Source organism: Gammaproteobacteria bacterium (assembly GCA_013151035.1).
Lineage (GTDB): Bacteria > Pseudomonadota > Gammaproteobacteria > JAADJB01 > JAADJB01 > JAADJB01.
This window is the reverse complement of sequence record JAADJB010000032.1, coordinates 1-26,897: the sequence shown is the minus strand read 5'-3', so window position 1 is coordinate 26,897 and position 26,897 is coordinate 1. Positions and strand designations below refer to the sequence as shown.

Annotated in this window: 24 protein-coding genes; 21 read left to right on the top strand and 3 right to left on the bottom strand. The window is 44.4% G+C overall.

Going from position 1 to position 26,897, the window contains the following annotated elements; translation table 11 throughout:
• Window positions 1–221 precede the first annotated feature (221 nt).
• Genes rfbB through prsR form a run of 9 tightly spaced genes read left to right on the top strand, consistent with a single transcriptional unit; the run spans window position 222 to window position 13,515 of the window.
• Complete coding sequence (gene rfbB, locus GXP22_07455; protein ID NOX09304.1) at window positions 222–1,283, top strand: dTDP-glucose 4,6-dehydratase; 1,062 nt, start codon at window positions 222–224, stop codon at window positions 1,281–1,283.
• Window positions 1,283–2,170, top strand: a complete 888-nt coding sequence (gene rfbA, locus GXP22_07450) for a glucose-1-phosphate thymidylyltransferase RfbA (protein NOX09303.1) — start codon at window positions 1,283–1,285, stop codon at window positions 2,168–2,170. The genes rfbB and rfbA overlap by 1 nt, the downstream gene beginning before the upstream one ends.
• Entirely contained in the window at window positions 2,170–2,715 is a 546-nt protein-coding gene (rfbC, locus tag GXP22_07445) for a dTDP-4-dehydrorhamnose 3,5-epimerase (protein ID NOX09302.1), read from the top strand. The genes rfbA and rfbC overlap by 1 nt, the downstream gene beginning before the upstream one ends.
• 8 nt (window positions 2,716–2,723) lie before the next feature.
• A complete protein-coding gene (gene rfbD / locus GXP22_07440; GenBank protein NOX09301.1) occupies window positions 2,724–3,635 on the top strand; it encodes a dTDP-4-dehydrorhamnose reductase in 912 nt (303 codons plus the stop codon).
• 40 nt (window positions 3,636–3,675) lie between these two features.
• A complete protein-coding gene (gene xrtD / locus GXP22_07435; GenBank protein ID NOX09300.1) occupies window positions 3,676–5,262 on the top strand; it encodes a VPLPA-CTERM-specific exosortase XrtD in 1,587 nt (528 codons plus the stop codon).
• Between the two features lie 10 nt (window positions 5,263–5,272).
• Window positions 5,273–6,898 carry an undecaprenyl/decaprenyl-phosphate alpha-N-acetylglucosaminyl 1-phosphate transferase gene (locus tag GXP22_07430; GenBank protein NOX09299.1) on the top strand — a complete coding sequence of 542 codons (1,626 nt, stop codon included), beginning with the start codon at window positions 5,273–5,275 and terminating at the stop codon, window positions 6,896–6,898.
• Between the two features lie 58 nt (window positions 6,899–6,956).
• On the top strand, window positions 6,957–10,019 hold the full coding sequence (locus GXP22_07425) for a tetratricopeptide repeat protein (protein NOX09298.1): 3,063 nt from the start codon (window positions 6,957–6,959) through the stop codon (window positions 10,017–10,019).
• Between the two features lie 21 nt (window positions 10,020–10,040).
• Window positions 10,041–12,128 carry a PEP-CTERM system histidine kinase PrsK gene (prsK, locus tag GXP22_07420; GenBank protein NOX09297.1) on the top strand — a complete coding sequence of 696 codons (2,088 nt, stop codon included), beginning with the start codon at window positions 10,041–10,043 and terminating at the stop codon, window positions 12,126–12,128.
• 31 nt (window positions 12,129–12,159) lie between these two features.
• Window positions 12,160–13,515, top strand: a complete 1,356-nt coding sequence (gene prsR / locus GXP22_07415) for a PEP-CTERM-box response regulator transcription factor (protein NOX09296.1) — start codon at window positions 12,160–12,162, stop codon at window positions 13,513–13,515.
• 110 nt (window positions 13,516–13,625) lie between these two features.
• Here the strand turns inward: prsR and GXP22_07410 are convergent, their stop codons facing one another.
• Together GXP22_07410 and GXP22_07405 are read right to left on the bottom strand one after the other, a co-directional pair.
• Window positions 13,626–15,506 (bottom strand): protein-disulfide reductase DsbD, encoded by a 1,881-nt coding sequence (locus tag GXP22_07410; GenBank protein NOX09295.1) that lies wholly within the window; start codon window positions 15,504–15,506, stop codon window positions 13,626–13,628.
• A 1-nt stretch (window position 15,507) separates the two neighbouring features.
• Complete coding sequence (locus GXP22_07405) at window positions 15,508–15,828, bottom strand: divalent-cation tolerance protein CutA (protein NOX09294.1); 321 nt, start codon at window positions 15,826–15,828, stop codon at window positions 15,508–15,510.
• A gap of 142 nt (window positions 15,829–15,970) precedes the next feature.
• On the opposite strand from GXP22_07405, the gene GXP22_07400 reads away from it, so the two are divergent.
• The 3 genes from GXP22_07400 (at window position 15,971) to groL (ending at window position 18,570) form a co-directional block, all read left to right on the top strand.
• Window positions 15,971–16,414 carry an FxsA family protein gene (locus tag GXP22_07400; GenBank protein NOX09293.1) on the top strand — a complete coding sequence of 148 codons (444 nt, stop codon included), beginning with the start codon at window positions 15,971–15,973 and terminating at the stop codon, window positions 16,412–16,414.
• A 185-nt stretch (window positions 16,415–16,599) separates the two neighbouring features.
• Window positions 16,600–16,890: a co-chaperone GroES gene (locus GXP22_07395; protein NOX09292.1), complete on the top strand. Its 291-nt coding sequence runs from the start codon at window positions 16,600–16,602 to the stop codon at window positions 16,888–16,890.
• Window positions 16,891–16,920: 30 nt separating this feature from the next.
• The gene (gene groL, locus GXP22_07390; GenBank protein ID NOX09291.1) at window positions 16,921–18,570 is read left to right on the top strand and encodes a chaperonin GroEL; all 1,650 of its coding nucleotides are present in this window, start codon (window positions 16,921–16,923) and stop codon (window positions 18,568–18,570) included.
• Window positions 18,571–18,654: 84 nt separating this feature from the next.
• Here groL and GXP22_07385 read toward each other — a convergent pair whose 3' ends face one another.
• A complete protein-coding gene (locus GXP22_07385; GenBank protein ID NOX09290.1) occupies window positions 18,655–19,770 on the bottom strand; it encodes a PilT/PilU family type 4a pilus ATPase in 1,116 nt (371 codons plus the stop codon).
• 152 nt (window positions 19,771–19,922) lie between these two features.
• Here GXP22_07385 and GXP22_07380 point away from each other — a divergent pair, with 152 nt between their 5' ends.
• From GXP22_07380 to asnB, 9 genes are all read left to right on the top strand, one after another.
• Window positions 19,923–20,132, top strand: coding sequence for a DUF2281 domain-containing protein (locus tag GXP22_07380; protein NOX09289.1), 210 nt, complete (start codon window positions 19,923–19,925; stop codon window positions 20,130–20,132).
• Window positions 20,119–20,316 (top strand): type II toxin-antitoxin system PemK/MazF family toxin, encoded by a 198-nt coding sequence (locus GXP22_07375; GenBank protein NOX09288.1) that lies wholly within the window; start codon window positions 20,119–20,121, stop codon window positions 20,314–20,316. Before GXP22_07380 ends, GXP22_07375 begins: the two co-directional genes overlap by 14 nt.
• Window positions 20,317–20,390: 74 nt before the next feature.
• A complete protein-coding gene (locus tag GXP22_07370) occupies window positions 20,391–21,884 on the top strand; it encodes a hypothetical protein (GenBank protein ID NOX09287.1) in 1,494 nt (497 codons plus the stop codon).
• Window positions 21,881–22,699, top strand: coding sequence for an aldolase (locus tag GXP22_07365; GenBank protein ID NOX09286.1), 819 nt, complete (start codon window positions 21,881–21,883; stop codon window positions 22,697–22,699). The genes GXP22_07370 and GXP22_07365 overlap by 4 nt, the downstream gene beginning before the upstream one ends.
• Window positions 22,696–23,250, top strand: coding sequence for a sugar transferase (locus tag GXP22_07360; GenBank protein ID NOX09285.1), 555 nt, complete (start codon window positions 22,696–22,698; stop codon window positions 23,248–23,250). The genes GXP22_07365 and GXP22_07360 overlap by 4 nt, the downstream gene beginning before the upstream one ends.
• A 6-nt stretch (window positions 23,251–23,256) precedes the next feature.
• A complete protein-coding gene (locus tag GXP22_07355; GenBank protein NOX09284.1) occupies window positions 23,257–24,174 on the top strand; it encodes a polysaccharide deacetylase family protein in 918 nt (305 codons plus the stop codon).
• The gene (locus GXP22_07350; GenBank protein ID NOX09283.1) at window positions 24,171–24,968 is read left to right on the top strand and encodes a methionyl-tRNA formyltransferase; all 798 of its coding nucleotides are present in this window, start codon (window positions 24,171–24,173) and stop codon (window positions 24,966–24,968) included. Before GXP22_07355 ends, GXP22_07350 begins: the two co-directional genes overlap by 4 nt.
• Window positions 24,969–24,973: 5 nt before the next feature.
• Window positions 24,974–25,915 (top strand): sulfotransferase, encoded by a 942-nt coding sequence (locus GXP22_07345; GenBank protein NOX09282.1) that lies wholly within the window; start codon window positions 24,974–24,976, stop codon window positions 25,913–25,915.
• Between the two features lies 1 nt (window position 25,916).
• A partial coding sequence (gene asnB / locus GXP22_07340) for an asparagine synthase (glutamine-hydrolyzing) (protein ID NOX09281.1) occupies window positions 25,917–26,897 on the top strand: 981 nt, incomplete at its 3' end.

The following is a 26,897-nucleotide window of genomic DNA, read 5'->3' as shown; positions in this document are numbered from 1 at the left end:
GATACGGGGAATATTATACTTGAATAGGGAGGAAGGACTTTTAGTCCTTCTTGAAGCAACCTATGGACTTTCAGTCCATAGTCGTTGAGTTAATTGTTGCGTTGTAGTATATGTTTAGTAATATATGGGTTTTAGTTGGTTGAATAGCATTAATTAAACATACTAGACTCACATTTTGGGTGATGAGTAATCATATGGTGTGAATCAAAAAAGGAAGTGTTTTGAAAGTAATCGTGACAGGCGGTGCGGGTTTTATCGGCTCTGCAGTAATACGCCAATATATAAATGAAACCGATCATGAAATCATCAATCTGGATGCCTTGACCTATGCGGGTAATCTGGAATCCTTATCGGGCGTGTCTGATAATTCAAGATATCATTTTGAGCAGGTGGATATCCGGGATATTGATGCGCTTGAGCGGGTATTTAATGAATATCAGCCTGATGCCATCATGCACCTGGCGGCTGAATCCCATGTGGATCGATCAATTGATGGGCCGGCTGATTTTATCCTGACCAATATTGTCGGTACCTATAATCTTCTGGATGTAGCCAAAAAATACTGGGATGCCCTGGAAGGCTCCAGAAAAGAGGCCTTCCGCTTCCATCATGTCTCAACGGATGAGGTCTATGGCGATCTGGATGCGACTGGTTTCTTCACCGAAGAAACCTCCTATGATCCAAGCTCCCCCTATTCTGCCAGCAAGGCGTCATCCGATCACCTGGTGCGGGCATGGCACCGCACCTATGGCTTCCCTATTGTGATCACTAATTGTTCCAATAATTATGGCGGCTACCAATTCCCTGAAAAACTGATTCCCCTGGTAACATTAAATGCGCTGGAGGGTAAACCCTTGCCTATTTATGGTACGGGTGAGCAGATTCGTGACTGGTTGCATGTCGATGACCATGCCAGGGCACTGCGTCTGGTGCTGGAGCAGGGTAAGAATAGTGAAACCTATAATATTGGTGGGCATAACGAGAAAACCAATCTGGATGTGGTGAAGACAATATGTGCCTTGCTGGACAGGATGGTGCCTGATTCACCCTATATCCCGCATGAAGAACTGATTACCTATGTGGCGGATCGCCCCGGCCATGATGTGCGTTATGCTATCGATGCCGACAAGATTGCGAAAGACCTGGGCTGGACACCGGATGAGACCTTTGAAAGCGGGATTGAAAAAACCATTCAATGGTATCTGGACAATAGTGAGTGGTGTCGACGGGTGCAGGATGGTAGTTATCAACGTGAAAGATTGGGTACGGGAGATGCAGAATAATGAAAGGGATCATTCTGGCTGGTGGTTCAGGTACACGTTTATACCCGATTACGCAGGGTGTCAGTAAACAGCTAATGCCGATTTATGATAAACCTATGATTTATTATCCATTATCTGTATTGATGCTGGCGGGTATAACCGAGGTTTTAATCATATCAACACCAACAGACCTGCCGCAATTCAAGGCATTGCTTGGAGATGGTAGCCGCATTGGTATGAGGTTTTCTTACAAGGAACAGCCATCACCTGATGGTCTGGCACAGGCCTTCATTATTGGTGAAGAATTTATTGGCGATGATGATGTTTGCCTGGTATTGGGCGATAACATCTTTTATGGCTATGGCTTTACCGGAATGCTGGCAAGCTCTGTTGCTAGTGTGAAAGAGGAAGGCAAGGCAACGGTATTTGGTTATTATGTTAAAGATCCAGAGCGTTATGGTGTCGCCGAATTTGATGCCGAAGGTAATGTCTTAAGTCTTGAGGAAAAGCCTGAAAAGCCCAGGAGTAATTACGCGGTTGTGGGGCTGTATTTTTATCCTAATAGTGTCTGCAAGATTGCCAAAACAATTAAGCCCTCTGCTCGGGGTGAATTGGAGATTACAACCGTCAATCAGATATTTCTGGATCAGGGCAATCTGAAGGTGAAATTGATGGGGCGAGGTTATGCCTGGCTGGATACCGGCACCCATGAAAGTCTGCTTGAGGCATCGAATTTCATTCAAACCATTGAGAATCGTCAGGGTTTGAAGGTGGCATGTATTGAAGAGATTGCTTATGAAAGGGGCTATATCAAGAAAGAGGATCTAATTAAATTGGCACAGCCATTGAAAAAGAATCAATATGGGCAGTATTTGTTACGCCGTGCTAATGAGGATGGAACGCGATAATGAATGTGATTAAAACAAAAATACCTGATGTGATGATTCTGGAGCCGGCAGTCTATGGTGATGAGCGTGGGTTTTTCTTTGAGAGCTTTAATGCACAATCATTTCAGCAGGCAACGGGGTTGAGTCATCAGTTTGTGCAGGATAATCATTCTCGTTCAACTAAAAATGTATTGCGTGGTCTGCATTACCAGATCAAGCAGCCACAGGGGAAGCTGGTGCGGGTGGTTCAAGGTGAGGTCTTTGATGTCGCCGTTGATATTAGACGCAGTTCACCGACGTTTGGGCAGTGGGTTGGTGAGCATCTGAGTGCTGAAAATAAAAAGATGTTCTGGGTGCCACCGGGCTTTGCACATGGTTTTGTTGTGTTGACAGAAACGGCTGAATTTCTATATAAAACAACAGATTATTATGCGCCTGAACATGAGCGTTGTATTATATGGAATGACCCTGATATTAATATTGAGTGGCCTGTTGAACAGGCTCCAGCCTTGTCTGATAAAGACCAGTCAGGAGGACGCTTGAAAACGGTTGAGGTTTTTGAGTGACAGATTCTTTGGTGAATAAAAATACGGTGCCAGTGATCCTTGTTATCGGTAAGGATGGTCAGGTTGGTTGGGAATTACAGCGTTCCATGTCAGTATCAGGCAGGGTTGTCGCTGTTGGCAGAGCTAATCTGGATTTGTCTGATTCTGATAATATACGTTCCGTTATTCGTGAGATAAAGCCTGATATAATCATCAACGCAGCAGCCTATACTGCGGTTGATAAGGCGGAAGAGGAACAGGATCTGGCGCATCAGATTAACGGCATTGCACCCGGTGTTATGGCAGAAGAGGCACAGGCGCTTAATGCCCTGCTGATTCATTATTCAACCGATTATGTCTTTAGTGGTTCGAAGGATATCCCTTATAATGAAACGGATCAGCCTGATCCTGTTAATGTTTACGGGTTTAGTAAGCTGGCGGGTGAAGAGGCAATTCAGGCGGTTAATTGTAACTATCTAATATTGAGAGCATCCTGGGTCTTTGCGTCACGCGGTAATAATTTTTTATTGTCGATGTTAAGATTGGCGGGTGAACGGGAAGAATTGAATATTGTGGGTGATCAAATAGGTGCGCCTACTTCGGCAAGACTGGTCGCAGATGCGACGTCTTATATTGTTAGGTGTGCGTACTTTGAATTGAAACAAGGCCGTTTTAAGTCGGGTTTGTATCACCTGGCATCTGCCGGTGAAACCTCATGGCATGGCTTCGCACAAAGGATTATTCAGTCAGCACGATCCACTTTGTCTGATCGGAAGATTATTGTTAAAGATATCAATCCTATTAAAACAACAGAATACCCAACACCGGCTAAAAGACCGCTCAATTCTCGCTTATCAACAAATGAATTAAGGCAGCGCTTTGGTGTCTACCTCCCTGATTGGGGTTATCAAGTGGATTTGAGTATTCAGGAACTGGGTTAGTGGGTATATCCAACATATTGATTGAGAGGTTTTGTAAGGTATGAGTGTAATAAAAAATGAAAGTCAGTTGGTTTGGAGAGAATCACCACTATTTTGGGCATTATTAGTTCTTAGTGGCCTGTTGATGGTTGTGATTTATTACGACGGTCTGGAATCGATGGTAACAACCTGGGAAAACCAGGAAGAATACGGACATGGTTTTATTATCCCATTTATCACCTTATTTCTTATCTGGCAAAAAAGTGATCAATTAGAGGCAATAGAATTCCAGCCATCCTGGTTCGGGGTTGGTGTGGTCGCTTTTGGGTTGGTTCTATTTTTTGTTGGTGAACTGGCAGCCATTTATACCCTGATACAATATGCCTTTCTGTTTGCCTTATTTGGTGTAGTGCTTACTATATTGGGACGCAAGGCATTTGCGGTCATTCTGGTGCCTATGCTGATCTTGTTGTTCATGATCCCGTTGCCGGCATTTGTATTAAATAACCTTTCCTCTGAACTTCAGTTGATATCTTCCCAAATAGGCGTGGCTGTTATACGCGCAATGGATATTAGCGTTTACCTTGAAGGCAATGTGATTGATCTGGGGGCTTATAAATTACAGGTTGTTGAGGCCTGTAGTGGCTTGAATTATCTGTTTCCCTTGATGACACTAGGCTTTATGGCGGCCTATTTCTTTACCGGGGCATGGTGGAAAAAGGCTGTTATATTTTTATCAACTATCCCTATTACTGTATTAATGAACAGTTTCAGGATTGGTGCTATTGGCGTTATGGTTGAGTATTGGGGGCCGGAAATGGCAGAAGGCTTTCTGCATGATTTTGAAGGCTGGGTTGTCTTTATGGGCTGTATCGCCATCTTGATGCTGGAGATGTGGATTCTGGCAATGATTGGTAAGGATAAATTACCCTTACGAGAGGCATTTGGCCTGGACTTTCCTGCGCCCACACCGGATGGTGCCGAGATTAGGGTTCGTAAGATACCGTTACAATTATACATTGCGCTAGCTTTATTGGCGGGGGTTTCGGTGTTGGCGGCAACATCGTCTGAGAGGGTTGAGATTGAACCGACTCGGGAAAAGGTGTTTTATGAGTTCCCGCGTAGTTTTGATGGCTGGACAGGACGTAAAGGTTACCTGGAGCAGATCTATCTTGATACGTTGAAGTTGACGGATTATGCCATTATTGATTACAGGGCACCGGATGGCGGCAGTGTGAATTTTTATTCGGCTTATTATATTTCGCAGAAGAAAGGGGCCTCTATTCACTCACCAAAATCCTGTATTCCGGGCGGCGGATGGCGTATTGCTGAGCATAATCAGCATTTGATTGAAGGTGCAACGATTGGTGGTGTGCCTTTGCGAGTGAATCGTTTGGTGATCAAAAAAGGTGAAATACAGCAATTAGTTTATTACTGGTTCCAGCAACGGGGGCGCATCATTACTAATGAGTATATGATGAAATGGTTCCTGTTCTGGGATGCGTTGAAGATGAATCGTTCAGATGGTGCCTTGATCCGGTTAACAACAAGCTTAAGCAAAGGGCAGGATATCAGTATTGCCGACCGTAGGCTTGAGGCCTTTAGCAAGAAGATTGCGCCATTAATTCCTGAATATGTACCTGAATAGTATTTAATTCATGCTGATATTTTTCTCCTTCCTGTCGTCACTGATTGTAACGATGGTGCTTATCCCTCCGCTAATGAAGATGGCGGAGCGTATGAACATCATTGATATTCCCGATGAGCGCAAGGTTCATGCCATCGCTATTCCAAGAATTGGTGGTGTTGCAATGGTCGTGGGCGTTATTACTGCGATGTTGGTATGGATGCCTATGACAGGGCAAATCTATGCACTTCTTGCCGGCGTTATTGTGCTGGCAATTTTTGGTATGTGGGATGATTGCACGGATCTGGATTATCGAATTAAGTTTATCGGGCAGTTTTTAGCTATCCTGATTGTCGTTTATCTGGGCGATGTGGTTTTTAGCCGGGTGCCCTTTATTAGTGCTGAGTATTGGTTTTATACCCCCGCGTGTATTTTTACATTGATATTTTTGGTGGGGGTGACTAATGCCTTTAATCTGGCAGATGGCCTTGATGGCCTGGCGGCAGGGTTAACGCTATTAAGTCTGGCGGGTGTCGCAATATTATCTTATCTTTCAGATGGTTATGTCGTTTTGTTTTTGGCATTGGCGGTTATTGGCGCTATTATAGGGTTTCTTCGTTTTAATACCCATCCAGCCGTTATATTTATGGGTGACACGGGTAGCCAGTTTTTGGGCTTTAGTGTGGGCATTCTATCGGTTTTACTCACACAGCAGGAGAATACTGCACTGAGTCCGGTATTACCGATTTTACTCCTGGGTCTGCCGATTCTGGATACCCTGATGGTGATGACACGACGTATCTATGAGGGACGCTCACCCTTTTCTCCTGATAAGACCCATTTTCATCATAAATTGCTTAACCTGGGTTTTGATCAGACAGAATCCGTTGTTATCATCTATCTGGTACAGGTTTCTTTTGTTATCACAGCATTACTGATGCGTTATGAATCAGATGCGTTGCTGCTGGTTATTTATGTAACTGCCTGTTTATTAATTGTTGGGCTGCTGGAATGGGCTGCCAGAGTGAATTGGCGTGTGCATGAATCGGGTACTCAGTCGTGGATACAGAATCTGTTGAATCGGCTGGAATCCAATGTTGTGATACATGGCCTGCCGCAGAAAATTATATCTTCCCTGCTGTCGATATTATTTTTAGTATCTGCTTTTTTTGTTACCGATATTCCTTATGATTTGGGCATTGGTGCCGCAATTGTAGGAGTCTTGTTATTTTTGCGTTTGGTATTTGGCTATACCTTATGGTTTTTATTTTTGCGCCTGATGATATTTGTTACCGGGACATTCGTAGTTTATTTAACCGGTATATATCAACCAGGGTTGAGCTTGTACCCGCCAATGACGGAATATATATTTTATGGTGTGGTGTTTGTGTTATTGATTATAGGTATCCGGTTTTCATCAGAAGATCGTTTTAAGCTCAATCCAACGGACTATTTACTGGTGTTTGCAGTGTTTGCATTAGCGGCGGTATCGGAACAAAACCTGCATGAATACAAGGTATTATCTAATATTATAAAAATGATGGTATTGTTTTATGCTAGCGAATTTATTTTGCGAAGAATGACGAGTCGTTGGAATGTTTTTACGGTGTCATCCCTGTTGTGTTTGGGTGTAATCGGGGTTAGAGGTTTGTTGTAAAGGCGCTGTGTGCGCTGAGCACATGATGTAATAGATAGGATTTCTCTGGAGAAACAAGATGAAGTTAAGTAAAAAAATTAATCGAGTATTATTGAGTGGCCTGGTTGCAGCGGTATTGTTTGGCTGTGGTGGTGCAGAGGAGCGCAAGGCAAAATATCTCGAACAGGGAAAGATTTATTTTGAACAGGGTAATTATGAAAAGGCTCAAATTGAGATCAAGAACGTGCTGCAGATCGATCCTAAAACAGCGGAGGCATACTATTACTTAGGTCGTATCGGTGAGCAAAATAAGTCGTATCGTAAGGCCTTTAGTAATTATTTGAAAGCGGTTGATATGGATCCATCTATAACGGGTGCTCATGCTCGATTGGCGCAATTTTATTTGATGATGGCAGGTGCTGAGCGGGCAAAAGGAAATGAAGAGGCCGCTGCAGATGCCATAGAGAAGGTGCGTAATGAGGTTAAGGAGGTTTTAACGCGTAAACCGGGTGATCCAGAAGGCTTGGCATTAGAGGCTGCGATTATGGCGCATGAAGGCGATACAGAACGTGCCATTACGCAGTTGGAATCGGTGCTTAAAACCGATCCAACGCAAGATAGTGCGGTTGCTGCGTTAGCAGGGCTGTATGAAAAACAAGGGCAGATGGAAAAATCAGTGAGCGTGCTTGAAGCGGGTATTGAGTCTGTTGACGATGACGATATGGGGCTTCATTTGCGTTTGGCGCGCTCACACATGAAGCAAAATAATGAAGATGCGGCTGAGCGTGTATTAAAAGAAATGGTGGCAAAGAAACCGGATGTCTATAAATATCGGGTTATTCTGGTGACTTTTTACTATCAAATTGAAGCATATGACAAAGCAGAGACGGTATTAAGGCAATCGATTACGGATATACTGGCTGTTGAAGATGCAGCTGAGAAATCAATTGCTGAACGTTATATGGTTTTGGCGGATTTCCTGGAATCCAAGCGTGGTGCGGATGTCGCTATTAAAGAGTTGAAGCAGTTTATTGTTGATCAGCCAGAGCTTAAAGAATTGAGTTTTTCTCTGGCTAAGCTTTATATCAAGAATGAACAACAGAATGAAGCTGTCAAAATCTACAAAAATTTGGTTCAGTTAGAAGGGCTTGAGCCTATGGGTCTGAGGGCGAGAAATAGGCTTGCCTCAATTTATACCAAGGATAATGAGCTGGGCAAGGCGCGGATACTGGTTGCAGAGATTCTACAAGAAAATCCGCGTGATAATAATGCCTTGTTCTTGAAGGCGCAACACGCTGTTATAACAAAAGATTATGTAACGGCCATTGCTGCCTATCGTAGTTTATTAAGGGATATGCCCGATTCATCAAGAATATTGGCGTTGTTAGCGGCTACCCATCAGGCAAATGGTGAGTCTGATCTGGCGTTAGAGACGCTGAGAAGAGGTGTGGATGCCAATTCTCAGGATGTGAAGATACGTCTGCAATTAGCTAATCAATTATTGAGTGCCAATGAGGGTAAGCAAGCTGAGGAGCATATTGAAGCTGTTTTGGCTCTTGATCCGGATAATGTGACGGCATTAATGATGAAGGCCAGTCTGCTGGATGTGGCGGCGGATGCGGATGCGCTGGAGGCTATTTTTAGTAAGATTAAGTCGGTGGATTCCAAGCAGTGGCAGGCCTATTACAGAATGGGTCTGGTCTATAAACAAAAGGGTAATAGTGAAGCGGCGCTTAATGAGTTTGAACAGGCGTTAATGATTAATCCAGCATCACCAGAAGTGTTGAATGAGGTCATTATTACCCAGCTTGCTATGGGGCGTGAGGTGGATGCTGAGGAAAGGTTAAATGCTATATTGAAAGACAAGCCTGACCATGCCTCAGCTTCTCGCTTACTCGGTATGGTTTATCTTGCGCAGAAGAAATTTGATAAGGCTGAAAAGTTATTCGTTAAGCAAGTTGATGCCAATAAGGAAAATGGAGCGGGATATCGACAATTGGCTTATTCTCGTATGATGCGTGGCGATATGGACGGCGCAGAAAAATTCTATAAGCAGGGAATTGCTGCGCTGCCTAATGATGCACGCTTAAAAATGGGTTTAGGTAAGCTGTATGAGCAGCGTAAGGATATTGATGCAGCGTTGACCATATACAATGAAGTTTTAGCGGTTAACCCTGATTATGTTGCGGCATTAATTGCGAAATCAAATGTTTTGGCAATGAAGTCCGATGCAGAGGGGCTGGAAAATGTCTTGCGTCATCTTCAGACTGTGGCACCAGAAGGTTCGGAAGGACATTTCCGTATGGGTCGTCTGTATAAGGCAAAAGGTCAGTTGGAAGAGGCGTTAAGCGAGTTTGAAAAAGCATTGGAGCGTGCGCCAGAGTCAGCTGATTTATTATCTGAGTTAATCCAGTTACAGCTCAGGTTGGGGCAAACCGTGGCTGCTGAAGCACGGATTAAGGCGCTGTTGGATGTGCGTCCTGATCATGGTAGCGCCCACGGTTTATTGGGTCTGATATACATGGTACAAAAACGTTATGATTTATCTGAGAAGGAATTTAATAAGCAGATTGAAATTAATCCTAATGATCATAGTAGCTATTCTCAGTTGGCCAATGTGCGTATGGCAGAAGGTGACTTAAAGGGGGCTGAGAAGATATATAAGAGGGGTCTGCAGAGACTGCCAGGTAACTCTCGTTTATTGCTGGGGCTTGCTGGAGTATACGAGCGTTCACATGATTACACTGCGGCAATAAAAGTCTATGAGCGTATTATCAAGGCTGATAAAAAGAATATTGTTGCCTTGAATAATCTTGCTGCCTTGCTGGTTGAGTATCGGAATAATAAAAAGAATATACAGCGCGCTGTTGAGTTGGTAGAGCCCTTACGCCTGGTTCGTAAAGCAGCTGTTCAGGATACCCTGGGCTGGGTTAATTATCATGCAGGAAATTATCAGTATGCTGTGAATGTGCTGGAACGTGTCGTCGAGGCAGCTCCGCATTTACCACTGTTCCGTTATCACCTGGGTATGGCGCAATATAAAAATGGTGACAAGACAGTGGGGCGTGCCTCATTGGCAAAGGCACTGGAGATGGATCCGAAGTTTGAAGGAAGTGAAGTCGCGCGCAAGATGTTGAAGTAGTTTTTCAGGACTGGATTAGCAATGACAAATATAGGCTTTTATGGCTATGCGATAGGATCATTATTGTTTCTGATTCTGTCGATTTTGTTATTTTCCGGTCGCAAGGATCGTTATAGAAATAAGCTGTTTTTATTGGCGACTATTGTTAGTTCGCTCTGGATGGCAGTGGTTGCCTATTATTATTATGGAGGTTACGAGCAGCTCCTGTTTATCCCGTATATTCTGGAACTGCTGCGTGATTTTACCTGGATTGTATTTCTTGCCCATCTCCTGATTACGGCATATTCCAAAGAGGATCAACTTTACTATCGTTTTAGATCGATGGTTTTTTTGACGGCTGCATTCGTTCTTCTACTCATCGCATTGATTAGTTATCGGATGATTGTTAATCAGAAGGTTCTGGTTATATACGGGGTTGATTTTATTCTGGCGGGTAACCTGTTATTTGCTGTGTTTGGTTTGGTTCTTGTTGAGCAACTATTTCGTAATGTGCACCCGCAATTAAGACGGCTGGTAAAGTTTATCTGTATTGGTGCAGGCGGCCTTTTTGCCTATGACTTCTATCTTTATGCCGATGCCTTGATGATTCAATCATTGAATCCCGAGTTGCTCAAGGCGCGGGGCTTTGTTAATGCTGTCGTTGTTCCCGTTTTGGGGTTAGTGGTGGCGATGGATCCCCGATTAACTCAGGATGTATTTATTTCCCGCCGTATTGTTTTTCATACGGCGGCGCTGATTGGTGCGGGTGTTTATTTGTTGGCAATGGGTGCGGGTGGTTATTACGTCCGTATTTATGGTGGTAATTGGGGAGCTATCGCACAGATTATTTTCCTTTTTGGTGCGCTGCTTCTTCTTGTCGTATTGATGTTTTCAGATCAGCTGCGTGCCAGATTACGAATCTTTATTAACAAACACTTTTTTCATTATAAATATGATTATCGTGATGAATGGCTGCGTTTTATTGGAACCCTGTCATCGGGTGAAGTTAATGAAACATTACCCAAGCGGGTAGTACGTGCGATGGGTGAGGTTATTAATAGTCCAGGTGGTATACTATGGACATTACGGGACGGCAAGTGTTACGAGGTAGTGGCAAGCTGGAATATGGATTATCCGGATAACACCAATGAGGCCCCGGACAACTCATTGCCACGCTTTTTAAAGGAGCAGCAATGGGTCATTAACATGGACGAATATAGAAGGGAGCCCTACCGTTATCAGGATTTAACGCTGCCCGACTGGATTTATGAGATAAAGGATGCCTGGGTTATTAATCCACTGTTTTTGGGTGATGACCTGATCGGTTTTGTGATTTTATCTTATCCCCCCGCGCGCGAGCATTTTAACTGGGAGGATTGTGATCTACTAAAAACTTTGGGTAAACAGGTGGCGAGTCACCTGGCGCAGCAAGAGTCTTCTGAGGCATTATTTGATGCACAACAGTTTGAGGCGAGTAATCGACTTTCATCCTATGTGATGCATGATTTAAAGAATTTAATTGCACAGTTATCACTGGTGGTGAGTAATGCCGCAAGGCATAAGCATAATCCAGCGTTTATGGAGGATGCGATTAGCACAGTGGACAACTCAGTCACCAAGATGAATGACTTATTGGCTCATTTGAGAACGGGTGAGGTGGCCGATAATAAACGAGATAATGTGGAGTTATGTTCATTATTACAGGAAGTGGTTGAAACGATGTCGGCAGGACGACCTATCCCAAGTCTGGATTGCCAGGCAACCGGTATCAGTGCGAATGCCAATGCAGGCCGATTATCATCAATATTGGGTCATATTATTCGTAATGCACAGGATGCAACCGATAATGATGGTAGTATTATCGTGCGTTTGTTCAAGCAGCATGGACTGGCGGTTGTTGAGGTGCAGGATACCGGTGCCGGTATGAGTAAGGAATTTATTGCCGAGCGCCTGTTTAGACCTTTTGATACCACCAAGGGTAAGGTGGGCACGGGTGTTGGTGCTTGTGAAACACGGGATTTTGTGCGTGCAATGGGTGGCGAAGTTGAGGTTATTAGCCGTGAAGGCGAGGGTACATCCTTCCGCGTGCGTATTCCGATTAGCGATGAAGAGAAAAATGACGTAAAGTAGCGTCTGAAGATACTTTTTTAGAGACAAGTTCATGACAGATCATAAAAGAAAATTATTAATAATAGAAGATGATCCAGGCTTACAGGCGCAATTGCGCTGGTGTTTTGAGGATTGTGAGGTCATTATCGCGGGTGATCGCGAGACTGGGTTGGAAGAATTAAAGAAGCACGGGCCAGCGGTGGTTACCCTGGATCTTGGCTTACCGCCGGATTCGAGCGGAACGACGGAAGGCTTTCTCGCGCTTGAGCAGATACTGGAGATTGCTCCGCACACCAAAGTTGTGGTGGTTACCGGTAATAATGAACGTGAGAATGCCATGCGTGCGGTTGCGTTGGGTGCCAGTGATTTTTTCTACAAGCCGATTGATTCAGATATTCTGGGCTTTATTGTCAATCGTTCTTACCGTTTGAATGAGCTGGAGGTCGAGAATCATCGACTGAGCATACAGCCTCAGGATTCACCTCTGGAAGGTGTGATTACCAGTAGTCCCGAGATGTTACAGGTCTGTCGGACTATTGAGAAGGTAGCGCCATCCGATGCGACTATTCTGGTGTTGGGTGAGAGTGGTACGGGTAAGGAATTACTCGCTAGATCTTTGCATCTATTGAGTAATCGTGGTGATGGGCCCTTTGTTGCCATTAATTGTGCGGCTATTCCTGAAAACCTGCTGGAAAGTGAACTGTTCGGTTATGAAAAAGGTGCCTTTACCGGTGCCGTGAAGAGTACGCCGGGTAAGATTGAGATGGCGTCGGGTGGTACCTTGTTCCTGGATGAGGTGGGCGATATGCCGATGTCATTGCAGGCGAAGTTGTTACGCTTCCTGCAGGAAAGGGTTATCGACCGTGTGGGTGGACGAGTGCCTATTCAGGTTGATATTCGTGTGGTTTGTGCAACCCATAAAAACCTTCAGGATTTGATTGAAAATCAGTTGTTTAGAGAGGATCTTTATTATCGACTGAGTGAGATTTCTGTGCGTGTGCCGCCGCTAAAGGAACGGACTGGCGATGTATTGCTGCTATCCCGTATCTTCCTGGAGAAATTCAGCCAGCAACAAGGCGGTAAGGCGCATAGATTAGGTAAGGATGCATTGATTGCGCTGGAAGAATACCCATGGCCAGGTAATGTGCGCGAACTGGAAAACAGGATCAAGCGCGCAGTGATTATGGCTGATCACAAAATTATTTCTGCCTCCGATCTGGAGCTAGGGGACTCACCCGGCGGATCAAGTGTCAGCTTTGAGCTCAAGGGCTTGCGTGAAGATACCGAACGCCAGGCAGTGATGAGAGCGTTGTCGCATGTGAATGGCAAGATCGCACCGGCTGCGGAGTTATTGGGTGTTAGCCGACCTACCCTTTATGATTTAATCCGTAAGTATGAACTGAAGTAATGGTGCGCAATGCGCACCCTACCCGGTAGGGTGCGTACCACGCACCAATCTGTCATTCCCGCGAAGGCGGGGATCTTACCCGGTAGGGTGCGTACCACGCACCAACTCTATCACTTCAATTGCCCCTGAAACCGATCCAAATGTTCACTAATTTGTTCGGCAGACAAGAACCCAACCAGGCGATATTCTCTTTGTTCATCCCCATGAAGGTTAAAGAACAAGATTGAGGGTGGGCCGATGAGCCCATATTTCTTTAACAAGGCCTTATCAGTGGCATCATTCTCGGTAACATCGGCCTGTAGCAATACCATATTGGATAATTGAGCCTGTACGCCGGGATCAGAAAAAGTGAATTTCTCCAACTCCTTGCAGCTAATACACCAGTCAGCATAAAAGTCGAGCATAACAGCCTTGCCTTGTTCATTGGCGAGTTTGACCTCGTGCTCCAGTGATGCGATATCTTTGACACGCTTGAACATCACCATTTCTTTAGCTGATCCGGCAACACCTTGTGTGCTGTTAAATACGCCGCTTAGAGGTTGTAGCAGGCTGTGCCCACCAACAGCGATACCAAAGAGTAATATAATACCTTGTATCAGGAGTACCACACCCAGCCCCTTCCATAATCTTGCCCAACCGGATTGGCTCGAATCCAGACTATCCAGTGCGCGCATGTAACAGGCGGTTATGATTAACAGGATGGCGGATAACAGCATCATAATGCTGACCGGTAGGATACGCTCCAGCATCCACAGTGCCAGTGCCAATAACAGCACACCGAATACTGATTTGATGGTGTCCATCCAGGCACCCGCCTTGGGTAGTAGCTTGCCAGCACCCGTGCCAATAGCGAGCAGGGGTGCGCCCATGCCCATGCTGAGGGAGAATAAGGCCAGACCACCCAGTATCGCATCACCAGTTTGACCAATATAGATGAGTGCACCGGCTAAGGGGGCTGCGACACAGGGGCCAACAATCAGTGCTGACAGGAAGCCCATGATGGCAACGCCTAACAGTGAACCGCCGCGTTGGTTATTGCTGATCGCATTAAGGCGGCTCTGTAGGCTGGCAGGCAGTTGCAGGTTATAAAAACCAAACATGGACATCGCCAGAGCCACAAAGATCAAGGAAAAGGAGCCGATAATCCAGGGGTTCTGGAAGGCCGCTTGCAGGTTTTCACCGAATAACCCTGCGATTACACCGAGGATGGTGTAGGTGAGGGATATCGAAAGCACATAGGTCAGTGACAGGATAAAGGCGCGTCGGGTGGTCATCTTGTCACCCTCTCCGATAATAATGCTGGAGAGGATCGGGATCATCGGGAAGACGCAGGGGGTAAAGGATAATAATAGCCCAAAACCAAAGAAGCTCAACAGAGTTATCAACAGGTTATCCTGACCGATCTGCTGGGCAATGCTGTCCTGCTCGGATGATAGCAGCGGTGATTTCATCGCCATGTCGGTCGGGATAGTGATGACCGATGCGGTGGTAACAGGCTCCAGTGGATGCTGTACGGTTTTGGTGATGGGGGGATAGCAAATCCCGGCATCGGCACAGCCCTGGTACTGGATCTCTACAGTAATTTCTTGTGCTGGACTGGTTTGGGTGAACGGGACACGAACCTCAACGGTTCCGGTGTAAGTCTCGATTCGACCAAAGAATTCATCATTCTTGATCTTGCCCTTGGGATAGATGGGCTCACCCAGTTGTATTGTGGGCGGGCTTATTAGTTTGAATTTGAATTTATCACGGTACAGGTAATAGTCATCAGCGACCTTGATAGCGACAATCAGGCTATTATTATCCTCAATCCGGGTCGTTAGACGAAAGGCATCATCCGGGTCGAGGAATTCATTCTCCATGCTGCTAAAGCCGAAGCTATTACCCAGATCACCAAAGGGATTGTTATTTTGCCCCCCACTGGCTAAGGATGCAGTGGGTGCAAACAGGTTCAGGCTCAAGCTGAGCAGAAGATAAAAAATAATTTTCATATTATTCCAGACTGTGATCGATCCATTGTAGATATTCTGTCAGACCATTCTGAAGTGAGACAGAAATAACCTCAGGAAGTTCATAAGGGTGTAGTGTTGTAATAGTGTCTTCGATGGCTTTATATCGTTCGCTGCGGGTCTTTATTAAGAGCAGATATTCATCTGCTTGTTCAATGGTTCCCTTCCAGCTATAGATCGAGCGCATTTTGGGCAATATATTAACGCAGGCAGCCAGCTTGAGTTGAACCAGGCATTTGGCAATAGTCTCAGCACTATCCTGATCCGGACAGCTACAAAGTAGAATGCAGTAAGGTAAGCTCATAGACTAAAGATAAATCAAGCCGTGTATCAGAACAAGAGAAACCGGGGACAGACCCCAATTAATTCACCGATTAAAATTTAAAAATTAATTGGGGTCTGTCCCCGGTTTTAATTTGTCCCCAGTTTCCACTATAATCGGGGTTATGCGATTATTACCCGTCATATTAGTGAGTGTGCTGGCGATCCCGATACTGGAGATCTACCTGTTAATCGAGGTAGGCCAGTCATTAGGAGCCATCACGACGATATTCTTTGTGGTTTTCACAGCGGTGCTGGGTGCTTTGTTAATGAGGTATCAGGGTTTATCCAATCTACAGCGTGTGCAAAACAGTATGCAGGCGGGGGATCTTCCCGCATTGGAGATGATGGAAGGGCCGGTGTTATTATTGGGTGGGGTACTCCTGCTTGTTCCTGGATTCCTGACCGATACGCTGGGTTTTTTGCTCCTCTTTCCGCTGGTTCGACGCGCTTTGTTACGTCGATTTCTCTCGCATTCTCAATATCCCCCAGGGGTTCAACCGACAACCCCGCCGCGCAAGGATGATCCCAATGTGATTGAAGGGGAATGTCATCGGGAAGATGATTAATTTATAACTTATTGATATTAGTGTTATTAATATTGAATCTGTATTTTTTGTGAAATAAATTTCACGCTCTACCCTTGACTCTCACCAATTCGCCCTTATTATTAGCACTCACCAGAGACGAGTGCTAATAATTGTCCTCGTCCGTATAGAAAATATTGAATTAGTTGTTTAAGGAGAGATTCTCAATGAATATTCGTCCACTACATGATCGCGTGATCATCAAGCGTATGGAAGAAGAACGTACCTCCCCGGGTGGTATTGTGATCCCGGATGCCGCCACAGAGAAGCCTAGCATAGGTGAAGTGGTTGCTGTGGGTAATGGTAAGGTCATGGATAATGGCGAAGTGCGCCCATTAGATGTCAAAATCGGCGATAAAGTCTATTTTGGACAGTATTCCGGTAGCAAGATCAAGGTCGACGGTGACGAAGTCCTGGTTATGCGTGAAGAAGACATCATGGCAATAGTTGAAGCTTAATTTTTTGATTAATAGAAGAGGATAACGATCATGGCGGCAAAAGAAGTCAAGTTCGGCGATGACGCAAGACAACGTATGGTTGCAGGGGTAAACATCCTGGCCAATGCAGTAAAGGTAACTTTAGGTCCTAAAGGGCGTAATGTGGTTTTAGATAAGTCATTTGGCGCACCAACGGTCACTAAAGATGGTGTATCGGTGGCGAAAGAGATCGAACTGGAAGATAAGTTCGAGAATATGGGCGCACAGATGGTGAAAGAAGTTGCTTCCCAGACTTCTGATGTGGCGGGTGACGGTACCACAACAGCGACTGTTCTGGCGCAGGCCATCTTCCATGAAGGTATGAAGGCCGTTGCTGCGGGTATGAACCCGATGGATCTGAAGCGTGGTATTGATAAGGCGGTTAGAGCCGTTGTTGAAAACCTGAAGACCCTGTCAACACCTTGTTCTGATAATAAGGCGATTGCTCAGGTGGGTACCATCTCCGCAAACTCCGATACCGATATTGGTGAGATTATCGCCAATGCCATGGGAAAGGTTGGTAAGGAAGGCGTGATTACGGTTGAAGAGGGTTCCGGTCTGGATAATGAGTTGGATGTGGTTGAAGGCATGCAGTTTGATCGCGGCTATCTATCACCTTACTTTGTGAACAACCAGCAGAGCATGTCCGCTGATATGGAAGACCCTTTTATCCTGATTCATGATAAGAAGGTTTCTAATATTCGCGACCTGTTACCAACCCTGGAAGCGGTTGCCAAGGCGGGTCGTCCTTTGGTTATTATTGCTGAGGATGTGGAAGGTGAAGCTTTAGCCACTCTGGTGGTTAATAATATTCGTGGTATCGTCAAGGTGGTTGCTGTTAAGGCGCCCGGTTTTGGTGATCGTCGTAAGGCCATGTTACAGGATATTGCTATTTTAACAGGTGCAACTGTGATCTCTGAAGAAGTCGGTATGTCACTGGAGAAGGTTGAGTTAACCGATCTGGGTACTGCCAAGAAGATTCAGATCAGCAAGGACAACACCACTATTATTGATGGTGCCGGTCAGCATTCAGAGATTGAGGAACGTGTCGGTCAGATTCGTGCCCAGATCGAAGAAGCAACTTCAGAGTACGATATCGAGAAATTACAGGAGCGTGTTGCCAAGCTGGCGGGCGGTGTTGCTGTGATCAAGGTGGGTGCCGCGACTGAAGTTGAGATGAAAGAGAAGAAGGCGCGTGTTGAAGATGCCCTGCATGCAACTCGTGCAGCCGTTGAAGAAGGCGTGGTTTCCGGTGGTGGTGTTGCTCTGGTGCGTGCCCGTTCAGTGATCAAGGATCTGAAGGGTGATAATCACGATCAGGATATTGGTATCAAGATTGCCTATCGTGCCATGGAAGAACCGATGCGCCAGATTGCCAGCAATGCCGGTGATGAAGCCTCTGTTATCGTACAGAAAGTGGAAGAAGGCGAAGGTAACTTTGGTTACAACGCGGCCACAAGTGAGTATGGTGACATGATCGACATGGGTATTCTGGATCCTACCAAGGTGACGCGTAGTGCATTACAGCATGCAGCATCGGTATCGGGTCTGATGATAACCACCGAAGCCATGATTGCCGAGGCACCAAGTGATGCTGCCGGTGGTGGTGCACCTGATATGGGTGGCATGGGCGGTATGGGTGGCATGGGCGGTATGATGTAGTCGGTAGTAAACTGGGGACAGACCCCAATTAAAAAGGGGCAGACCGTAAGGTCTGCCCCTTTTTAATTGGGGTCTGTCCCCGGTTTACGGTACGTCTGGACTATCCATCAAGGTCAACCCGGTATCGGTATCCTTGCTCTTACCCTCATCCAGATCCAGGCGTAGACGCAGATTATTGGGTGAATCTGAATTACGCAGGGCCTCTTCCTTGCTGATCTTGCCTGCCTTTATCAATTTATATAATGCGCTATCGAAGGTCTGCATACCGATCTCTTCCGATTTTTGCATGACTTCCTTGATTTCATGGATATCACCACGGTGAATCAGATCCTGCACTAGCGGTGTGCCCAGCAGAATCTCGATTGCCGCCGCACGTTTACCATCAATAGTGGGTACCAGTCGTTGCGAGATAAAGGCGCGCAGATTGAGTGATAAATCCATTAATAGCTGATGACGACGTTCTTCCGGGAAGAAATTGATAATACGATCCAGCGCCTGATTGGCATTATTGGCATGCAGGGTGGAAATGGCGAGATGACCGGTTTCAGCAAAGGCGAGGGCGTGCTCCATCGTCTCCTGATCACGAATCTCACCAATCAGAATGACATCAGGTGCCTGGCGCAGAGTATTCTTTAGAGCATCCTCGTAGCTATCGGTATCGACACCCACCTCACGTTGGTTGATGATCGATTTTTTGTGTGTATGGACAAACTCCACCGGGTCTTCAATGGTGATGATGTGACCCGCACTATTGGTATTGCGATAATCAATTAATGAGGCCAGCGAAGTGGATTTACCCGAGCCGGTGGCACCGACAAAGAGTACCAGTCCACGCTTGCTCATAATCACATCGGTGAGGATGGTGGGTAGACCCAGATCCTCCCAGTTGGGTATCTCGGTCTTGATATTACGGATCACCATGCCGATAGTATTGCGTTGCTGGAAGATGTTGATGCGGAAGCGACCAATGCCCGCTTCCGAGATGGCAAGATTCATCTCCGGTTTGATCTCAAATTCAGCGATTTGCTCCTCACTCATAACGCTATAGGCAATCTCCTTGATGCGTTCAGCAGTGAGAACCTCGCTCTCGATGGGCTGCAATGCGCCATGAAACTTGGCACTAGGCGCTGCGCCACAGCTAAGATAGAGGTCAGAACCATCTTTTAGAACCAGTAGTTTCAGGTAATCCTTGAATTCCATGTGTTCGCTCCTGTTTGTTGATTTGGATTATATTAAGGTAACGTATTTTGCAATTTCTTTGTAGCATTATCCGTTTAAAGAAGGCAGAAGTATCATAGATGAAGTTGTTTGCTATACTAGGAATCATGGTTTTTTCTAGTAGGTATTTGTATATGGCGATTCAATCCAATCATATTCGTGAGTTAATGGATAAGCTGGAAGCACTTCCACCAGAACGGCTTGATGAGGTGGAGGATTTCATTGATTTCCTGGAGCAGCGTAATCAGGATAGACGATTAACCCTGGCTGCTACCCAAACGGCTGAAAATAGTTTTTCCCAGGTTTGGGATAATCCGGATGATTCTGTGTATGATCACCTTTAATAGGGGTGATATTATTCTGGTACCGTTTCCTTTCACCAACCAGAAAGATTCTAAAAAACGCCCTGCAGTGATAGTTAGTTCTCAAGCCTACAATATAAAACTGGTTTTTAAGAAGATGGGTGAATTAAAAGGTGATAATCTGATTGCACTACAAAAAAGTTTAAGGCTTATTTTGTCTTTATGAGATAGAGGCAGCATTATTTTTACTACCATCCTGTTAATTACCATCCATGCCTCGGATTCGTAGAGATTTTTTGAATGTTTAGAGCCTTAATTATTTCTTCACTGGTGCTTAATGTCGGCATATTGTTAGGCAGGCTGTCGGGTTTTGCCAGAGAGGCCTTCGTTGCATCCACCTTTGGTGTGACAGCAGAGGCGGATGTGGTGGTGTTGATGTTAACCATTCCTGATGTGCTGGTGAATATCCTGATGGGTGGAGCGATGGGTGCGGCCTTGATCCCTGTGTTCACTGAAAAAACCGATCAGGCACGTCAGTTGTTGTATCAGATGATGTTGTTGGGACTGGTCTTTTTTGCACTGGTCTGTGTGTTGGCGCTCTGGTTTATGCCGCAATTGATTGGCTTGCTGGCACCGGGTTTGTCATCGTTCAGTTTTGCGCAGGCAGTGGATGTGGTCAGTGGTGTGATCTGGTTAATCCCGTTGACGGTTATGGCCGGGATGACAACAGCCTATCTCCAGGCCAATAATCAATTTGCAGTACCGGCTGTCGGTACACTGATTATCAATGGTGTGATTATCGCTGGTTTGCTGACAATCTATTATGGTTACGGTTCACTGGATCTGTTGGTATGGTTTATCCTGGGTGGCGGATTATTGCGTCTTGTGAGTCAGTTGATTCGGGTCAAGGTGATATGGAATCCACTGTCTGCAATGCAACCTTATCGAGTCAATAAAGGGTTGTTGCTACGTTATGGACAGGCAATGCTTGCGGGGAGTACCTTGTTATTGATCCCTGTGGCAGCTAGAGCGATGGCATCCTACTCGGGTGATGGCGGGATCGCTGTATTTAATTATGCCAGCAAGTTGATTGAATTTCCGTTGGTTATCGCAGTGACATTTTTATCAGCGGTTTTGTTCCCTCGCCTTGCCTCCAGTTATCAGTCGGATCGACAGATGCATATGCGTCTGGTAAAGATAGGTTTGCAGTTAAGCCTGGGACTGTCGATTACTGCAGTCATCTTTTTATCAGGGCTTCACCATGATTACATCAGTTTTGTTTTTGGTTATGGAGTAATGACGCAAACCGATTTGAATAATATTAATAGCTTGCTGAGTATAGGTCTCTTTTCCTTGCCAGTGCTGGGTGTCTCCAGTATGTTGACCGCAGGTTTTAATGCCAGGCAGCAGCCTTTTATACCCATGGTTATTAATACCCTGGGTTTAGGTTTTTTTATTGCATTAGTGTGGACACTGGATATCGCTCATTCCTTGACAGCACTTATGTGGGCATTGGTTGGGAGTTATACCCTGATTTGTGCAGGACATATTATGGCATTCAGGTTAAGCGATTTTAGTTGGGCAGATATGTTAGCAGGGCGCGTGTTTATTTCCTTTTTTATCCCGTTGATGCTGGTGACAGGTATCAGTGTTTATATAATAAGTGGGCTTGATCTTTCATCCTGGCTCAGGTTGTTTATAGCGGCATTACTTGTATTCAGTTTTATGATATTAATGGTTTTTCGTAATGCAGAGATAAGGGCGCTCATCAAACCAGAGGGGAGTAAGGCATGAAATATATGTTGATTACCAATAACCCTGTGTTAGCGCATGAGGCTGAAGATTTTGGTGTGCAACGCATCTTTGTTGACCTTGAGATCAATGGTAAGCATGAACGTCAGGGGCATCTTGATACCTTGATCAGCAGCCACACAATGGATGATGTACCTGTTATTCGTGCAGCGATAAAAGAGGCTGAGTTACTGGTTCGGTTAAATCCACTGTATGCAGGAACAGCCGATGAGGTCGAAGCGGCCATTGCAGCGGGTGCTGATTTATTGATGCTACCTTATTTCCACAAGGTCGATGACCTGAAAGAATTTTCCAACATGGTGGGTGGTCGTGCCGGGATTATCCCGTTAGTGGAGACTCATGCAGCAACCAGGGCAATGGCTGAGATTGTAAAGGTTGATGGGCTTAGCGAGATATATATTGGTCTGAACGATTTGCATCTGGATATGGGGCTTAATTTTATGTTTGAGCCACTGGTCAATGGCTTAATGGATGAGTTGGCTGGCATTATCAGACAGGCAGGGATTCCTTTTGGCTTTGGCGGAATTGCACGAGTGGGTGAGGGTGTTGTTCCAGGTGAGATGGTGTTGGGTGAGCATCTTAGATTAGGTTCGAGTTCAGTGATATTATCCAGGACTTTTCATCGTGTGGATGCAGAAATAGAAAAAGACAGGGCAAGTAAAATACTGGCGGATGAATTGGGGAAGTTGATTGCGCTGGAGGCAGGTTTATTATCGAGAAGCCAGGATCGAGTGGAAAAAGAACATGAACAACTAAGTGGTGTTATTAATAATTTTGTGAAGGCCAGGCGACAATGAAACGATTGATTGATATTGTCTCCAGTATTTTATTGCTGGTAATAATGCTGCCGGTTTTTCTGTTCGCTGTGATATGGATCAAGCTTGATTCACGAGGCCCTATTTTTTTTGTGCAGCAAAGAGTTGGTCTGCATGGTCGTGAATTTGGTATTTATAAATTCAGGAGCATGGTAATAGATGCAGAGAGCAGCGGTCCTTATAATACCCAGGAGAATGATCCAAGAATTACTGGCGCAGGTGTTTTTTTGAGAAAGACCAGTATTGATGAACTGCCGCAATTAATTAATGTATTAAAAGGTGATATGAGTCTGGTAGGGCCGAGGCCTAATCTTCTGAGGCAGAAGGTGGAATACAGCGAGCAGGAATGGGATAAGCGTAACTCAGTTCGCCCTGGAATAACAGGTCTTGCACAGGCAAGATTGAGATCTCTGGCAACACCGGAGCAGCGCACACAACTGGATCTTGAATATGTGGATCGGCAGGGTGTGATCTTCGATATAATGATTATGTTGATGACGGTCAAACGTCTTTTTAGTGGTGGGAGTATTTAAGCAGTCATGACGCATGCAATTATGTTCCATCATTTTCATAATGTCAGGCATGCTGAAGGGCAGGGGTCTATCAGTTATGATGAATTTAGTAGGATACTGGATTATCTGGAAGATAACTTTGAATTATTGGGGGCGAAGGAGTTTTCAGAGCGAGTGTTATCAGGCAGGCTTAGTGGTAAGGAAACCTGCTTAACCTTCGATGATTCACTGAAGTGTCAGTATGATATTGCATTACCTGTATTACAGGATCGAGCCCTTTCAGCATTCTTCTTTGTTTATACCTCGGTGTTTACAGATAAGCCTGAGATGCTGGAGATATACAGGAATTTCAGGAATGTCCAATTTGACAACATGGATGGTTTCTACACAGCTTTTTTTCATGTTTTTAATAAGCAGCATGAGCAGGCGTACATATCTTATATAAAATCCTATCCTGATGATTATTTGTTAGAATTTTCATTTTATACAGAGAATGATCGGCGTTTTCGTTATGTGCGTGATAATGCATTGTCTGTTGAACAATATCATGAGTTAATGCGGGTGATGATGAGTGATGCCGGGTATGATATAAAAAAAGCCAGTCAGAATCTGTGGATGAATGCGGATGATTTGATTGATCTTGAAAATAAAGGGCATGTGATTGGTTTGCATTCACATACCCACCCAACGGCTATTGATCAATTAAGTTATGAAAGACAGCACAGTGAATATGAAATCAATAAACAGGCATTGTCTAAAATTTTGCAGCAGGATTTATGGGCAATGTCTCATCCCTGTGGGCGATATAATAAAGATACGCTGGATCTTCTGGGTGATATGGGTATCAGGATTGGTTTCAGGTCGAGTTTGAGTGAACCTCGGATTTGTTCAGCGCTTGAAATCCCGAGAGATGATCATGCTAATTTGCTAAAGAGAATTATATGAAAATAACGATTTTCACTAGTAATCAGGCCAGGCATTTAAGTTTGATAAAGAGTCTCGCTTCAGTGGCAGATGAGTGTTATGCAGTGATTGAAGGGAGTACGGTTTTTCCGGGAAAGGTGGATGATTTTTTCAGGAAGTCGGATGTAATGCAGGATTATTTCTCAAACGTTATTGATGCTGAAAGAAGCATATTCGGGGATATCGGTTTGTTGCCGGATAATGCGCATCCACTGTTTGTAAGGATGGGTGATTTGAATTACTTGAGTAGGGATACACTAAAGCCTTTTCTTGATTCGGATCTTTATATTGTCTTTGGTTCGAGTTATATAAAGGGCTGGTTGATTGATTTTCTGGTATCGAGTAAGGCGATTAATATTCATATGGGTGTATCTCCCTATTATCGTGGTTCATCCTGTAATTTCTGGGCACTGAATAATAATGATCCACACCTGGTGGGTTCCACGATACATCTTCTTTCAGCCGGGCTTGATAGTGGTGATATGCTTTATCATGCAATACCCACACTAAAGGATGAGTCACCATTTGAGTTTACGATGAAGGGTGTTTATGCAGCACACCAATCCCTGATGGAAAAGATTGCAGACCAGTCTATTTTTTCTATTAAACCTGTTAAGCAGGATAAGAGTAAAGAGATTTGTTATACAAGGAATTCTGATTTTACTGATGATGTAGCAGCAGTTTTTTTGGATCGTAATCTTACAAGTTCTGGTTTAAAGAAGTTAATCAATAGTAAATTTGATGAGTCTTTGTACCTGAATCCCTTTTATGCATAAATACCATGTCTATGAATCATAACTCATTATATATACATATTGGCTACCCAAAGACTGCCACAACCTGGTTACAACGTTGTGTTTTTCCTGAGTTAGATGGTGTTTCATACCTGCATTTTCAGGATGAGCGCTATGGATGGTTAAATGAGTTAGTACAAGAGCATGATTTTAGTTTTAATGTAGATAATCTGCGTGATAAATTTAATAATTCGGTGCAAGGTCTTGGTAAAGATAATAAGTATGTGATTTCATGGGAGTCTCTGGCAGGGGATGTATTTACTGCGGGAGCTAATGCTGAATCTTTATCCAGACGTTTGAAAGATGTGTTTCCGGAGGCATCTATTATTATTACTATTCGTAATCAGCTGGATATGGTGGAATCAATTTACAGGCAATATATCCATGAGGGAGGATCTTTATCAATTAATGATTTTCTTGATCTTGCATCACCAAGTCCTGTTCGATTGGCTAGAGAGCATTTTTTTTATGACAGAATTGTTGATAATTATCAAACTCTGTTTGGAGTGGATCGTGTAAAAGTTCTGGTCTACGAAGACTTGAAAAAGGATAAGGCTGAGTTTTTAAGGCAGTTAACAGGTTTTGTTGGGGTAGAGTCAAATTTATCAAGAATTGAGGCAAGGTGCGTGAGTCATGTGAATGTGGGTATGTCAGCACCTTCTTTGTTCATTGCGCGTATTCTTAATCGCCTGGTTTATAGTCACTTTAATTTGGCTCCCTTAATACCTCGCTGGTTGGTGAGTGCCAGGCATGTGCGTTTTGTATTACAGCGCGTGGTTGATCCGGTATTGTTCCGTCATTTAGATGGGAGATCCAGCCTTTTAAATGAAGATGTATATAAAGAGTGGTCTGATTATTATCGTGAGTCTAATCAACGCTTACAAAAAAAACTGGGTCTAAAATTAGATTCTTACGGATACCCTGTTTGATATGTGTGGGATCTTTGGTTATTTTGATAGTCATAAAAACATACTTTCTGATGAAAGATTAAAAGTGATGGGGGATGCTATTCTCTATCGTGGCCCTGATGGTTCTGGTTGTTACCATAATGAGAGGATGGCAGTGGCATTAGGTAATCAACGTTTGGCTATTCTTGATATTGAGCATGGTCAGCAGCCTTTCTATTCGGAAGATAGAAACATTATTGTTGTCCAGAATGGTGAGATTTTTAATCATGTTGAATTGGCAGAGGATCTGAATAAAGATGGTTTTCATTGCATAACACATTGTGATACAGAGGTTATATTAAGGATATATCAAAGAGATGGTATAAAAGGTTTGTCCTTGCTCAATGGTATGTTTGCTATTGCAATTTATGATGTGAATGAGCAGGCATTATATCTGGTGCGTGATCGAGTTGGTGAGAAACCATTGTATTTTTCCAATGAAGAAGGACGTTTGATTTTTTCTTCCGAGATAAAATCTATTGTTGGTGTTTCAGATAGTAAATCTGTTTGTGTTGAAGCAATGAACCAGTTTTTTGCATTTAACTATGTGCCACCTCCATTAACAATATTTTCGGGCATTAAGCATGTCATGCCGGGGCATTATTTGCGTGTTTCACAGGGGGTTGTAGAAGATCATTGTTGGTGGGACTTGTCATCAATAAAGACTCAGGAGAGAAGTGAGGAGGAATGGATTTCGTTATTTAATAATATCCTGGATGATGCTGTTCGTATACGGTTACGTTCTGATGTGGCCTTTGGTGCATTTCTTTCTGGTGGTGTTGATTCAAGTTCAGTAGTAGGTTTGATGAGTAAGCATCTCGATACTGCAGTCAATACATTTTGTATTGGTTTTGATGATAAAAAATATGATGAATCTCTATATGCTCAGGAAGCAGCTGAGCGTTTTAATACACATCATACAATGAAAAAAGTACAAGCTAATCTGATTAACCTTTGGCCAATG

Bases quoted from the DNA above. Each gene is read 5' to 3' on its own strand.
- GXP22_07410 (NOX09295.1), bottom strand. From the start codon at position 15,506: ATGAAAATTATTTTTTATCTTCTGCTCAGCTTGAGCCTGAACCTGTTT.
- GXP22_07380 (NOX09289.1), top strand. From the start codon at position 19,923: ATGGCGATTCAATCCAATCATATTCGTGAGTTAATGGATAAGCTGGAA.
- GXP22_07405 (NOX09294.1), bottom strand. From the start codon at position 15,828: ATGAGCTTACCTTACTGCATTCTACTTTGTAGCTGTCCGGATCAGGAT.
- GXP22_07355 (NOX09284.1), top strand. From the start codon at position 23,257: ATGACGCATGCAATTATGTTCCATCATTTTCATAATGTCAGGCATGCT.
- GXP22_07385 (NOX09290.1), bottom strand. From the start codon at position 19,770: ATGGAATTCAAGGATTACCTGAAACTACTGGTTCTAAAAGATGGTTCT.
- GXP22_07395 (NOX09292.1), top strand. From the start codon at position 16,600: ATGAATATTCGTCCACTACATGATCGCGTGATCATCAAGCGTATGGAA.
- prsR (NOX09296.1), top strand. From the start codon at position 12,160: ATGACAGATCATAAAAGAAAATTATTAATAATAGAAGATGATCCAGGC.
- GXP22_07350 (NOX09283.1), top strand. From the start codon at position 24,171: ATGAAAATAACGATTTTCACTAGTAATCAGGCCAGGCATTTAAGTTTG.
- rfbA (NOX09303.1), top strand. From the start codon at position 1,283: ATGAAAGGGATCATTCTGGCTGGTGGTTCAGGTACACGTTTATACCCG.
- GXP22_07425 (NOX09298.1), top strand. From the start codon at position 6,957: ATGAAGTTAAGTAAAAAAATTAATCGAGTATTATTGAGTGGCCTGGTT.
- GXP22_07360 (NOX09285.1), top strand. From the start codon at position 22,696: ATGAAACGATTGATTGATATTGTCTCCAGTATTTTATTGCTGGTAATA.
- GXP22_07430 (NOX09299.1), top strand. From the start codon at position 5,273: ATGCTGATATTTTTCTCCTTCCTGTCGTCACTGATTGTAACGATGGTG.
- GXP22_07400 (NOX09293.1), top strand. From the start codon at position 15,971: ATGCGATTATTACCCGTCATATTAGTGAGTGTGCTGGCGATCCCGATA.
- xrtD (NOX09300.1), top strand. From the start codon at position 3,676: ATGAGTGTAATAAAAAATGAAAGTCAGTTGGTTTGGAGAGAATCACCA.
- groL (NOX09291.1), top strand. From the start codon at position 16,921: ATGGCGGCAAAAGAAGTCAAGTTCGGCGATGACGCAAGACAACGTATG.
- GXP22_07345 (NOX09282.1), top strand. From the start codon at position 24,974: ATGTCTATGAATCATAACTCATTATATATACATATTGGCTACCCAAAG.
- rfbC (NOX09302.1), top strand. From the start codon at position 2,170: ATGAATGTGATTAAAACAAAAATACCTGATGTGATGATTCTGGAGCCG.
- GXP22_07365 (NOX09286.1), top strand. From the start codon at position 21,881: ATGAAATATATGTTGATTACCAATAACCCTGTGTTAGCGCATGAGGCT.
- GXP22_07375 (NOX09288.1), top strand. From the start codon at position 20,119: ATGATCACCTTTAATAGGGGTGATATTATTCTGGTACCGTTTCCTTTC.
- prsK (NOX09297.1), top strand. From the start codon at position 10,041: ATGACAAATATAGGCTTTTATGGCTATGCGATAGGATCATTATTGTTT.
- GXP22_07370 (NOX09287.1), top strand. From the start codon at position 20,391: ATGTTTAGAGCCTTAATTATTTCTTCACTGGTGCTTAATGTCGGCATA.